Source organism: Rubrivirga sp. SAORIC476 (genome assembly GCF_002283555.1).
In the GTDB taxonomy this organism is placed as follows: domain Bacteria; phylum Bacteroidota; class Rhodothermia; order Rhodothermales; family Rubricoccaceae; genus Rubrivirga.
Genome location: NZ_MVOI01000006.1, coordinates 382,201 through 393,233, shown reverse-complemented (window position 1 = coordinate 393,233; position 11,033 = coordinate 382,201). Strand labels below are relative to the sequence as shown.

Below are 11,033 nucleotides of genomic sequence, written 5' to 3'. Positions count from 1 at the left end.
CGAAGCGATGGGGAGCCTCGCCGAAGCGATGGGGAGCCCTGTCGAGGGAGTGGGGAGCCCTGTCGAGGGAGTGGGGAGCCTCCGCGAGGGGCCGGGAGCGTGGCTGGCCCCGCCTCGGCGCCGAGGCGGAGGCGGTCGCCACCCGCCCCTGGCCCCGAGACCGGCGGTAGCTTCGGGCATGCCGCCTCAGGACCCCGTCAAGGCCCACCTGCTCGACGCCGCCGACATGGCGCGGACCCTCGACCGTCTGGCCCGCCAGATCGTCGAGGAACTGGACGACGAGGCCGCCCCGGCCGATCGCCTCGCGCTCGTCGGCATGCAGACGCGCGGGGTGCACATCGCGCGCCGCCTGCGCGACCGGATCGAGACCATCGAGGGCGTCCGCCTGCCGTTCGGCGTGCTCGACGCGACGTTCTACCGCGACGACGTCGGGCTTGGGACGGGCCGCCCGACGCCGCTCGTCCAGCCGACCGACATCCCGTTCTCGCTCGACGGCCGCCGCGTCGTCCTCGTGGACGACGTCGTGTACACCGGCCGCACCACGCGCGCCGCGCTGGACGCCCTCATCGACATGGGCCGCCCCGCGAGCGTCCGCCTGCTGGCGTTCGTGGACCGCGGCCTGCGCGAGTTGCCTGTCGCCCCGGACTACGTCGGCCTGAACGTGCCCACCGCGCCGGGCGAGCTGGTCCGCGTGCGCCTGGACGAGGAGGACGGCGAGGACGGCGTGTGGTTGGTGAAACGTGAGAACGTGGAAGGTTGAACGTGATGCCCATGAGTCCCGCGCCCGATCCCAACGCAGACCGTTCCACGTCGCACCTTCAACCCGCCGCGAAGCTGCGCCACCGCCACCTCCTCGGCCTGGCGGACTTCGACGCGGACGAGATCCGGCTCCTCCTCCAGACCGCGCGTGCCTTCCGCGAGGTCCTGAACCGGCCCATCAAGAGCGTCCCGTCGTTGCGCGGCGTGACGTGCTGCAACCTGTTCTTCGAGAACTCGACCCGGACGCGGCTCTCCTTCGAGCTGGCCGAGAAGCGGCTCTCGGCGGACGTGATGAACTTCTCGGCGTCCAACTCCTCCGTCTCCAAGGGCGAGACGCTGAAGGACACCGCCCGCAACATCGAGGCGATGAAGGTGGACCTCGCCGTCATCCGCCATCGCTCGGCGGGCGCGGCACACTTCCTGACGCGCTGCATCGACGGCATCGTCGTGAACGCGGGCGACGGGCAGCACGAGCACCCGACGCAGGGGCTGCTGGACGCCCTGACCATGTCGGACTTGGCCGTGCCCGGCCTGGACGGGCTGAAGGGCTTCGACTTCCGCGGCCTGAACGTGACCATCCTGGGCGACATCGCGCACAGCCGCGTCGCCCGGTCCAACGTCTACGGCCTGACGGCCCTCGGCGCGCGCGTTACCCTCTGCGGCCCGCGCACGATGATGCCGGTCGAGGTCGAGGCCGCGCTCGACGGTCGCGACGTCCGCGTCACCGACCGACTGGACGAGGCCCTGGAGGGCTGCGACGTGGCGATGGCGCTCCGCATCCAGTTGGAGCGCATGACCGGCCAGATCGGCCTGACGCCGAGCCTGCGCGAGTACCACACGATGTACGGCATCCGCCCCGAGCACCTGGAGGCCAACCCGGACCTGTGGGTGATGCACCCCGGCCCCGTCAACCGCGGCGTCGAGCTGTCCGGCGAGGTCGTCGACTCGGACCGGTCGGTGATCCTGGACCAGGTCACGAACGGCGTCGCCGTGCGGATGGCCGTCCTCTATCTGCTGGCGGGCGCCGACGCGTTCACCGACGCCGAGGCGGGCTCGTGACGGCTTCATCCTCCCCGGCCTGTCATCCTGAGCGAGCGAAGCGAGTCGAAGGATCTGTGGCGCATCCGATCTCCCTCCATCGCTCTCCTCTCCTCATCGAGAGGCCGTCTCATCAGAGATCCTTCGACTCCGGGCTTCGCCCTCCGCTCAGGATGACAGGACGGCCCCTCTCTGCGCGGCGGGTGGCCCTCCTGCTGGCCGTCCTCTTCGGTGCCCCCGCGTGCGCGCAGCCCACCTCGGGCGCCGCGTCGGCAGAAGCGGACGTGCCGACCGTCGAGCGCACCATCGCGCTGACCATCGACGACCTGCCGCTGGGGGGGCGGCAGGGCGACCTGGCCCACCAGCAGCGGGTCACGCGCGACCTCCTCCGCCAGATCGCCGAGGCGGGCGTCCCGGCCATCGGGTTCGTCAACGAGGGCAAGCTGGACGTGCCGGGCGAGCGGGCCGAGCGCGAGGCGCTGCTGCAGGCCTGGGTGGACGCCGGCCACGACCTCGGCAACCACACCCGAGACCACCCGTCGCTGTTCGACACGCCGCTGGCCGCGTTCCAGGAGCAGGTCCGCCAGGGCGACCTGGTGACCAACCGCCTGCTCGCCGCCCGCGGCGACTCGGCGCGCTACTTCCGTCACCCCTACCTCAACGCGGGTCCCGACCTGGAGACCAAACGCGCCTTCGAGGCCTGGCTCCCGACGGTGGGCTACACCGTCGCCCCGGTCACGCACGACAACAGCGAGTGGCTCTACGCCTTCGCCTACGACAACGCCGCCCAGAGCGGCGACGCAGCGCTCCAGGCTCGCATCGCGGACGCCTACCTCGCCTACATGGACACGACGGCCGCGTACTTCGAGGCGCTCGGCCGCGACCTGTTCGGGCGCGAGATGGCCCACGTGCTGCTCGTCCACGCCAACGCGCTCAACGCCGCTCACCTCGGTGACCTGATCGCGGTGTTCCGGCGCCGCGGATACCGGTTCGTCACGCTCGACGAGGCTCTCGACGACCCCGCCTACCAGTCCGAGGACGCGTACGCCGGGCGCGCGGGGATGTCGTGGCTTCAGCGGTGGGCCATCACCCGACGCGTTCCCTTCGAATCGGAGCCGCTCGTGGATCCCTGGGTGGAGGACGTGGCGTACCCCGACCCATGAGCGACCTCATCACCGTCGGCTGGCAGGAGTGGCTGGCCTTCCCCGGAATGGGCCTGCCCGCCGTCCGCGCCAAGATCGACACCGGCGCGCGGACGTCCGCGCTGCACGCCCGCCGCATCGAGCACCTGGAACGCGACGGCGAGCCGCTGGTCCGCTTCGAGGTCAACCCGCTCTTCCGCGGCCGTCGGCTGAAGGTGATGTGCGAGGCCCCCGTCGTGGACGAGCGCGAGGTGACCTCGTCGAGCGGCCACGTCGAACTCCGCATCGTGGTGGAAGCCATGCTCCGCCTCGGGCTCGCGACGGACGCCCCCGAGTGGCCCGTCGAGCTGACGCTCACCGACCGCCGCGGCATGCGCTTCCCGATGCTGCTCGGCCGCGAGGCCATGTCCGGCCGCGTCCTCGTGGACTCCGGCGCGTCCTTCAAGCTCGGCCGCCCCGACCACCCCGGCGCGTTCTACGAATAGCCGGGGGACGGAGAGAGATCCGGGAGAGGGGTGTGCCCCCTCACCGCCGCCCTCTGCCCGTTCCTCACCCTGACTCCCCCTCTTTCTGCTTCCCCATGCGCCTCGCCATCCTCTCCCGCGCCCCCGATCTGTACTCGACCCGCCGCCTCGTCGAGGCGGCCGAGGCGCGCGGGCACGAGGTCCAGGTCCTCGACACGCTCCGCTGCACGGCCCACCTGACGGCGAACGGCCCGGAGGTCCACTACCACGGCGAGCGGCTCGACCCGCCGGACGCCATCATCCCGCGCATCGGCTCCTCGATTACGTTCTACGGGCTCTCCATCGTGCGCCAGTTCGAGGCGATGGGCGTGTGGACGCTCAACAGCGCCGTCGGCATCACGCGCTCGCGCGACAAGCTGCGGGCCCACCAGTTCCTCGCCAAGAAGGGCATCGCGCTCCCCCGCACCGCGTTCGCCCACCAGGCCGACGACGCGGCGGACCTCATCACCTCGGTCGGCGGGCCGCCGGTGATCGTGAAGCTGCTGGAGGGCACCCAGGGCGTCGGGGTGGTCCTCTGCGAGACCAAGAAGGCGGCCGAGAGCGTCATCCAGGCGTTCCGCGGGATGAAGGCCTACCTGCTCGTGCAGGAGTTCATCAAGGAGGCCGGCGGCGCCGACGTGCGGCTCTTCGTCGTGGGCGACCGCGTGGTGGCGGGCATGAAGCGCCAGGGCGCCGAGGGCGAGTTCCGGAGCAACCTGCACCGCGGCGGTAGCGCGAGCACCATCAAGATCAGTCCGGCCGAGCGCAAGACGGCGGTGGCCGCGTGCAAGGCGCTCGGCCTGAAGGTCGGCGGCGTGGACGTGCTCCAGTCCGAGCGCGGACCGCTGGTGCTGGAGGTCAACTCCTCGCCCGGGTTGGAGGGCATCGAGACCTCCACCGGCAAGGACGTGGCGGGCTCGGTGATCTCGTTCGTCGAGAAGAGCCTCGCCGCGAAGCAGTCCACCAGGGCGGAGATGCCCCCGTCCGCCTAGCCAGGGAGAGCGGGCGACCGCTCGCCGCTCCGCCGCGGCGCGACGCGGCGGCGGAGCCACAGCGACGGCTTCTCGACGAGGGCGTAGAACACCGCGCCCCCGGCGAAGACCGCGGCCAGCGCCACCGCGGCGTACAGCGAGGCCGGGAGCGCCGCCGCGGGCGAGCGCTCCACCAGCCCGAACACGGTCAGGTGCGTCATGTACACGCTGTACGACGTGAGCGCGACGAAGCCCACCACGCGGCTCGACGCGAACGGCAGCGGCCTGCGGTGCACCACGGTCACGAGCAGCGCGAGGAAGGCGAGATCGACGCCGGTATAGGCGAACCGGTTGACCACGTCCGCCGGGAGCCACGGGACGGACGCCACGAAGAGGAGGCCGGGCACGAGCGCCCATGCCGCCACCCGGCGCACCGTCGGCCAGAGGGCCGCGTGGCGGTGGTACACGTAGGCGGCCAGCACGCCGAGCACGAGCCCTTCGAGCCGCATGTGGGTCGCGGTGTACTGGAGCCCCCACTCCCAGGCCCCGTCGGGGACCGTCAGGACGCGGGCGGCGAGGGAGGCCAGCGCGAGGCCGCCGAGCGCCAGCGGCACGCCCCGGCGGAACCGGAGTGCCAGCCCGAGCACGAGCGGCAGGAACAGGTAGAAGTGTTCTTCGACGGCCAGCGACCAACTCACGGCCCAGTAGGGCGGCGGGACGAGGTAGTTCTGGGTGAACGTCAGGTAGTGCCCCCACACCTCCGGCTGGAGGCCCTTGCCGGTCAAAGCCCGGCCCGCCGTGACCACTGCGAACGCCACCAGGTACGGCGGGATGGTCCTCAGCCAGCGCCGCGCCCAGAACCGCCCGAGGTGGACCGACCCGTACTCCTTCCGCTCGCGCCAGTACAGCCCGCCCACGAGCCAGCCCGAGAGCACGAAGAACAGGTCCACGCCCACCCAGCCGGTCGTCAGAATCCGGTTGCCTGCCTCCCCCACATCGACCATGCCCCCGCCGACCGCGTTGTCCGCGAGCACCAGCAGGATGGCCGCGGCGCGGAGCAGGTCGAGGTTGGCGATCCGGGCGCTCGACGGCGTCGCCGAGGCGGGCGGCCTGGCGGGCGGAGCCGGTACCGGCAGCGGGAGGCGCGCGCCATCGCCCGAGGGCTCCGGCAGCAGGGCGCCGTCGCCGGAGGTGCGGCCCAGAGCGGAGGCGGGGATGCGGTCCGAGGCAGAGGGGGCAGGCACGTGGGAGACACGACGAGAGAGAGACCGCTCCTCTGCCGGATGTGTGCCAGGGAATGACCCAATCCCCATTGTGCCCGCCAGGACACGACATCGTGACAAAACAGGCACTTGATTGAGGCAGGCACGGAGTCCGATGCGGAGTGAGACGCCCCCGGAGCCGCGGCCGGGTTGATCGGGGAGAGCGAGCCCGGTATCCTGCGACCGTCTCCTCTCCCTCCCGTGGCCGACGCGCATCACTGCCCCACCTGCGGCGCCCCGCTCCGCATCCAGAATCGGTTCGTCACCGTGGTGACGTGCGAGTTCTGCGGCGGCGTCTCGCTGTACGACGGCGCCCACCTGGACCCCACCGGTCGCACGGCCGGGCTCGTCCAGATCCCCAGCCCGCTCTACCTGGACGCGACCGGCCAGCTCGGCGGGCGGGCATTCCGCGTCCTCGGGCGGCTCCTCTACGAGTACGATGGCGGCCTCTGGACCGAGTGGTTCGTCGAGGTCGAGGGCGCCGAGCGGGCCTGGCTCGTCGAGGACGAGGGCGCGTTCTCGATCCTCCAGAAGCACGACGGCATCGAAGCGCCCGCATTCGAGGAGGTCCGCCCCGGCGACACCATCCGCACGGGCGACCTCGACGTGTACGTGGACGAGGTCGGCGAGGCGACCATCGTGGGCGGCGAGGGCCAGCTCGGCGCGGGCCTGCTGCCCGGCGAGACGATCCGGTACGTCGACGGCTCCGCGGGCGAGTCCGAGGTCTCGATCGAGTACGGCGAGCGCGGCATCGAGGTGTTCATCGGCCGTGCGATCCCGCGCGAGGCTCTCGTCGTCGACCCCGAGGTGTATGGCTAGCGTGACCCGCGACCCGCGCCGACTGCGGAGGCACGCGGGGACGGTCCGTCCTCACCCTCTGAATCCTTCTTCGCTCTCCTGATGGGCCGTCTCTTCGTCATCGTCGTACTCGCGCTGACCGGCTTCTGGGCGGTCAGCGCGTCGTCCAGCGGGGCCGGCGCGCGCACGATCACGACCTCTCAGACCCCGGCGCGGGCGCTGGCCAACTATGACGCCAAGCTCGAACGGGACCGGCTCGCCGCCGAGGCGGCCGAGCGGCGGCGGCGCTACCTGGCGGGCGAGATGTCGGCCGCAGAGCGCGCTCAGTACGAGGCCGAGCAGGAAGCCGAGCGCCGCCGCCAGGAGGCCGAGCGGGCTCGGGCGGCAGCGGCGGCGGCGGCGGCCCGCAGCGTCCGCGGCACCCGGGTCTCGGGCGGCGGCCCCTCCTCCGGAAAGTGATGCCCGACCTCTCCCCCCTCGACCGCGCCATCCGGGCGGCCCGCCGCGGCCACACCGTCGCCGCGCAGCGCCTCCTCGACGCCGTCCTCGCCGACACGCCGGACGACGAGCTGGCGCTCTCCTGGCGCGCGCGCGTCACCGAGGACCCGGCCGAGAAAGCTGGACTCCTGACTCGGATCGTCGGCCTTAATGCAGCCAACCGGTGGGCGGCCGACGAACTGGCCCGCCTCGGAGACGTCGCTCCCGCCGCGCCCCCGAGGCGGACCGGGCTGGCGGACGCCGGGCGACGCACCCAGACGCTCCACCACCTCCAGTGCCCCAACTGCGGCGGCCAGATCGACCTCCACCCGGACCGCGGCATCAAGGCGGCGGCGTGCACGCACTGCGGTAGCGTGCTCGACCTGACCGGCGGGCAGGCCGAGATCATCGGGCGGTTCAAGAAGCAGTTCAAGCCCATCCAGGACATCCTGCCCGGCGCTGAGGGCACCTTCGAGGGCGAGCGTCACCTCGTCACCGGCTGGCTGCGCTACAAGGGCTGGGACGACGAGTCGAGCTGGCAGTGGGACGAGTGGCAGCTGGTGAGCGACACCGGAGCGGTCCGCTACCTGTCCTACTCGCGCGAGGAGGGCTTCCTGCTCCAGACGCCGATCCGCCCTACCCCCAAAGTCAGCCGCCGGGGCATCGAACTGCCCGACGGGCGGGTCCCGTTCTCGGAGGTCAGCCCGTCATCCATCATCGGCATGGCCGGAGAGCTGACGTGGCGGCCCCGGCTGGACGAGACGCTCCAGGTGGGCGAGGCCAAGCGAAAGGGCGTCCACTACAGCGCCGAGCTGACGGCCAGCGAGGTCGAGGTGGTCGGCGGCTCGAAGCTGACGCCACTGGCGGTGTGGAGCGCCCTCGGCCGCGACGACAAGGTCGCCGCGCTGAAGGCGAAGGAGGAGCGCGCGAAGGCCCGGCGGCAGTCGGCGGCCCGGCTGGCGCGCCTCTGCGGCCTCGCCGCGATCCTGTTCGGCGTCGCCGGCTGGCTGGTGTCGGGGATGGAGGGGAAGGTCGTGTTCGAGGAGAGCGCTACGAGCGACGTGGAGGCGATCGTGCTGCCGAGCGACTTCACCGAGAAGGCCGTCGTTCGGTACGACACCCTGGCCCTCGGCCCGATCCGCCTGTCCGGCAAGGCGCTCACGGCCGAGGTGCGGGCGACGTTGCCCGTCGGTCCACCGCTGTCGCTCTTCACCAACGTGGCGTTCGTCGGCACCGGAGGCGAGCCCATCCTGACCACACCGATGCCCACCCTCGAAGGGCCGGCGGGCACGCCCACCACGGCCACGTCGCTGTACCCGCGCGCGCCGGGCTCCCAGCGTCTCCGCAGCGGCGACGCCTTCGACGTGGTGCTGCTCGTCGAGCGCGAGTGGCGCGGCGGCCCCGGCAGCGTCACAGCTTGGAGCGAGCCCGCAATCATCCCCTTCACGGTCACGCTCCGCGAGGTTTGGGTGCCGGGCCCCTTCTGGGGCGCCCTCGCCGTGGCGCTGCTCCTCGGCGCCGTGCTCTTCCTGTTCAGTCGCTCCGGCCCCCGCTAACCTGCCCTCCCATGCACAGACTCTCTCCGCTCCTTGTCGCCCTGCTGATGGCCGCCCCGGCGCTCGCCCAGACCGAGGTCCTCGTCTCCGAGCCGAGCGACCTGTCGCTGCCGGTGGTCCTGTCGACGCTGCTCTATGGCGGCGTCGGCATCCTGATGTGCGTGCTCGGCTACGTCGTGTTCGACAAGGTGGCGGGGCTGAACCTGCGGCACGAACTGGTGGAGGATCAGAACGTGGCCGTCGGCGTGATGCTGGCAGGCGCGTTCATCGGCATCGGCATCGTGATCGCCTCGGTGATGCTGTCGTAGGGGCTGCGCCCCGGTGCAGGGTACCCTGTGCCTCGTACCCGGTACCCCGTGACCCTCCCCACGCTCACCATTCCCGACCTCGCGCCCTCCCCTGCGAGGGGCGACGGGCACGCCCGGCCGCGGCCCGAGGCGGGCGGGCTGTCGCGGCGCCAGACGCGCGTGCTGCTGGCCGCCGTGCTGGTGGTGGCGACGTGCGGCATCCTCTACGAACTGATCGTTGGGACGCTGTCCTCCTACCTGCTGGGCAACTCGGCGCTCCACTTCTCGCTGACGATCGGCGGGTTCATGACGGCGATGGGGATCGGATCGTGGGCGTCGCAGCACATCCGGAGCAACGAGCTGGCGTGGTTCGTGGGTGTCGAGCTGGCCGTCGGCGCGGTGGGCGGGCTGTCGGCGGCGGTGCTGTACGCGGCGTTCACGTACACGCCCGTGTTCCACGTCGCGATGGGCGCAGTGGTGCTGGTGATCGGCGTGCTGGTGGGGTTGGAGATCCCGCTCGTGACGCGGCTGCTCGGCGGCGGCGGGCGCGTGACCGCCGCCGACCTCAAGGACACCGTCGCCAACGTGCTCGCGGTGGACTACCTCGGCGCGCTGGTGGCCTCGCTCGCGTTCCCGTTCGTGCTGCTGCCCGTGCTGGGCGTCGTGCGGACGGCGTTCGTGACGGGCTTCGTCAACCTGGGCGTGGTGGGGCTGTGCCTGTGGGCGTTCCGGCGTCGGCTGGGGCGGGCGCGGGCCGGGCTGGCGCTGGCGACGCTCGTCGTGGCGATCCCGCTGGCGGCAGGCGCCGTCGGGGCGGACCGGCTGGCGGACGTGTTCGAGGAGAAGCTCTACCGCGACCCCGTCGTCTATGCCGAGCAGTCGACCTACCAGCGGATCGTGCTGACGGCGCGCGGCGGAGACGTGCGGCTGTTCCTCGACGGCGGCCTCCAGTTCTCGACCGTCGACGAGCACCGCTACCACGAGGCGCTGGTGCACCCCGCGATGGCGCTGGCGCCGCGCCGCGCGGCCGTGCTGGTGCTGGGCGGCGGCGACGGGCTGGCGGTCCGCGAGGTCCTGCGGTGGCCGGGCGTCGAGGCCGTCACGCTGGTGGACCTCGACCCCGCCGTGACCGCGCTCGCGCGCACGCACGCCGCGCTCCGCGCCGCCAACCGCGATGCGCTGGACGACCCGCGCGTGACCGTCCTGAACGAGGACGCGGGCGCCTTCATCGCCGACACCGAGGCAGCGTTCGATGTGATCCTGATCGACCTGCCGGATCCGAACCACGAGAGCCTCGCCAAGCTCTACAGCCGCTCGTTCTACGCGCAGGTGCGCCAGCGCCTCGGCGTCGGCGGCATGGTGGCCGTCCAGTCCACCTCGCCGACGTTCGCACGGGAGGCGTTCTGGAGCATCGTCGCCACGGCCGAGGCCGCCGAGCTCCACCCGACGCCGTACCACGTCTACGTTCCCAGCTTCGGCGACTGGGGCTTCTTCGTCGGCTCGACGCACGCCGTCCGCCCGGAGCGCTACGACCCGGCCCCGGTGGCGCCGCGGGTGCTCTCGCCGGACGCCTTCCGTGCCGCCCGCACCTTCGACGGCGACGTGGACCGCGTCGCGGCCGAGGTCAGCACGCTCGACGACCCGGTCGTGCTGCGGTACTACCAGCAGGGGTGGGCGCGATGGCAGTGAACGACGATCGGTACGAGGTACACGGTACGGGGCACGGCACGGCCGCCCCTGAGAACCGCACCCCGTACCCCGAACCTCGGACCCGGCCAGCGGGCGGGCACCACCTGCTGGCCGACTTCTGGGTGACCGACCCCGAGCCGCTGCGCCGCGTCGCGACCTGGGAGCGCCGCCTGCCGGAGGCCTGCCGCGCGGCCGGCGCCACCGTCCTCGGCGCTCGCTTCCACCAGTTCGAGCCCGACGGCGTGACGGGGGTCGTGCTCCTCGCCGAGAGCCACGCGAGCGTCCACACGTGGCCCGAGGCGGGGCTGGTCACGCTCGACGTGTTCACCTGCGGCGCCCTCGACACGGCCGCCATCGTGGACGCCGTCCGGCGGTGGCTGGCGCCCGTCCGCGAGCGCGTCACGGCCGTCGCCCGCGGCGACGTGGCGCAACTCGGCGCCCCGCGCGCTCGAACAGACACCGCCCGGCCCGCAGTCGGGACGGGCCTCCCCGGACGCTAGGTCCGGGCCGCCTGCCGTACCCTTCCCCTCGCACTCCCCCACACTGACATG

Annotated in this window: 12 protein-coding genes; 11 read left to right on the top strand and 1 reads right to left on the bottom strand. The window is 72.4% G+C overall.

Translation table 11 applies throughout. The features are described from left to right. Nucleotides 1-178 precede the first annotated feature (178 nt). From pyrR to rimK, 5 genes are all read left to right on the top strand, one after another. The gene (gene pyrR, locus B1759_RS13265) at nucleotides 179-760 is read left to right on the top strand and encodes a bifunctional pyr operon transcriptional regulator/uracil phosphoribosyltransferase PyrR (RefSeq protein ID WP_095515545.1); all 582 of its coding nucleotides are present in this window, start codon (nucleotides 179-181) and stop codon (nucleotides 758-760) included. Between the two features lie 11 nt (nucleotides 761-771). Then, on the top strand, nucleotides 772-1,818 hold the full coding sequence (locus B1759_RS13260; protein ID WP_095515991.1) for an aspartate carbamoyltransferase catalytic subunit: 1,047 nt from the start codon (nucleotides 772-774) through the stop codon (nucleotides 1,816-1,818). A gap of 152 nt (nucleotides 1,819-1,970) precedes the next feature. Further along, on the top strand, nucleotides 1,971-2,960 hold the full coding sequence (locus B1759_RS13255; RefSeq protein WP_095515544.1) for a polysaccharide deacetylase family protein: 990 nt from the start codon (nucleotides 1,971-1,973) through the stop codon (nucleotides 2,958-2,960). Beyond that, complete coding sequence (locus B1759_RS13250; protein ID WP_095515543.1) at nucleotides 2,957-3,424, top strand: RimK/LysX family protein; 468 nt, start codon at nucleotides 2,957-2,959, stop codon at nucleotides 3,422-3,424. Before B1759_RS13255 ends, B1759_RS13250 begins: the two co-directional genes overlap by 4 nt. A 95-nt stretch (nucleotides 3,425-3,519) precedes the next feature. Continuing rightward, nucleotides 3,520-4,434, top strand: coding sequence for a 30S ribosomal protein S6--L-glutamate ligase (gene rimK / locus B1759_RS13245; protein WP_095515542.1), 915 nt, complete (start codon nucleotides 3,520-3,522; stop codon nucleotides 4,432-4,434). Here the strand turns inward: rimK and B1759_RS13240 are convergent. Further along, entirely contained in the window at nucleotides 4,431-5,657 is a 1,227-nt protein-coding gene (locus B1759_RS13240) for an acyltransferase (RefSeq protein ID WP_158225254.1), read from the bottom strand. The two genes, rimK and B1759_RS13240, sit on opposite strands and share 4 nt — an antisense overlap. A 219-nt stretch (nucleotides 5,658-5,876) precedes the next feature. Between B1759_RS13240 and B1759_RS13235 the strand changes: the two genes are divergently transcribed. The 6 genes from B1759_RS13235 to speD all read left to right on the top strand — a co-directional run bounded on the left by B1759_RS13235 (nucleotide 5,877) and on the right by speD (nucleotide 10,982). Continuing rightward, nucleotides 5,877-6,494 (top strand): DUF4178 domain-containing protein, encoded by a 618-nt coding sequence (locus B1759_RS13235; protein ID WP_158225253.1) that lies wholly within the window; start codon nucleotides 5,877-5,879, stop codon nucleotides 6,492-6,494. Between the two features lie 81 nt (nucleotides 6,495-6,575). Further along, entirely contained in the window at nucleotides 6,576-6,932 is a 357-nt protein-coding gene (locus B1759_RS13230) for a hypothetical protein (RefSeq protein ID WP_095515539.1), read from the top strand. Continuing rightward, a complete protein-coding gene (locus B1759_RS13225) occupies nucleotides 6,932-8,506 on the top strand; it encodes a DUF4178 domain-containing protein (RefSeq protein ID WP_095515538.1) in 1,575 nt (524 codons plus the stop codon). The genes B1759_RS13230 and B1759_RS13225 overlap by 1 nt, the downstream gene beginning before the upstream one ends. A gap of 11 nt (nucleotides 8,507-8,517) precedes the next feature. Then, nucleotides 8,518-8,814: a DUF350 domain-containing protein gene (locus B1759_RS13220; RefSeq protein ID WP_198948873.1), complete on the top strand. Its 297-nt coding sequence runs from the start codon at nucleotides 8,518-8,520 to the stop codon at nucleotides 8,812-8,814. A 48-nt stretch (nucleotides 8,815-8,862) separates the two neighbouring features. After that, nucleotides 8,863-10,482: a polyamine aminopropyltransferase gene (locus B1759_RS13215; protein ID WP_198948871.1), complete on the top strand. Its 1,620-nt coding sequence runs from the start codon at nucleotides 8,863-8,865 to the stop codon at nucleotides 10,480-10,482. Further along, nucleotides 10,473-10,982 (top strand): adenosylmethionine decarboxylase, encoded by a 510-nt coding sequence (gene speD, locus B1759_RS13210; RefSeq protein WP_095515989.1) that lies wholly within the window; start codon nucleotides 10,473-10,475, stop codon nucleotides 10,980-10,982. Before B1759_RS13215 ends, speD begins: the two co-directional genes overlap by 10 nt. The last annotated feature ends 51 nt before the right edge of the window (nucleotides 10,983-11,033 follow it).

Excerpts from the sequence above, each read along its gene's own strand:
- B1759_RS13250 (WP_095515543.1), top strand. The coding sequence starts at position 2,957 with ATGAGCGACCTCATCACCGTCGGCTGGCAGGAGTGGCTGGCCTTCCCC.
- B1759_RS13260 (WP_095515991.1), top strand. The coding sequence starts at position 772 with ATGAGTCCCGCGCCCGATCCCAACGCAGACCGTTCCACGTCGCACCTT.
- speD (WP_095515989.1), top strand. The coding sequence starts at position 10,473 with ATGGCAGTGAACGACGATCGGTACGAGGTACACGGTACGGGGCACGGC.
- B1759_RS13230 (WP_095515539.1), top strand. The coding sequence starts at position 6,576 with ATGGGCCGTCTCTTCGTCATCGTCGTACTCGCGCTGACCGGCTTCTGG.
- rimK (WP_095515542.1), top strand. The coding sequence starts at position 3,520 with ATGCGCCTCGCCATCCTCTCCCGCGCCCCCGATCTGTACTCGACCCGC.
- pyrR (WP_095515545.1), top strand. The coding sequence starts at position 179 with ATGCCGCCTCAGGACCCCGTCAAGGCCCACCTGCTCGACGCCGCCGAC.
- B1759_RS13225 (WP_095515538.1), top strand. The coding sequence starts at position 6,932 with ATGCCCGACCTCTCCCCCCTCGACCGCGCCATCCGGGCGGCCCGCCGC.
- B1759_RS13220 (WP_198948873.1), top strand. The coding sequence starts at position 8,518 with ATGCACAGACTCTCTCCGCTCCTTGTCGCCCTGCTGATGGCCGCCCCG.
- B1759_RS13255 (WP_095515544.1), top strand. The coding sequence starts at position 1,971 with ATGACAGGACGGCCCCTCTCTGCGCGGCGGGTGGCCCTCCTGCTGGCC.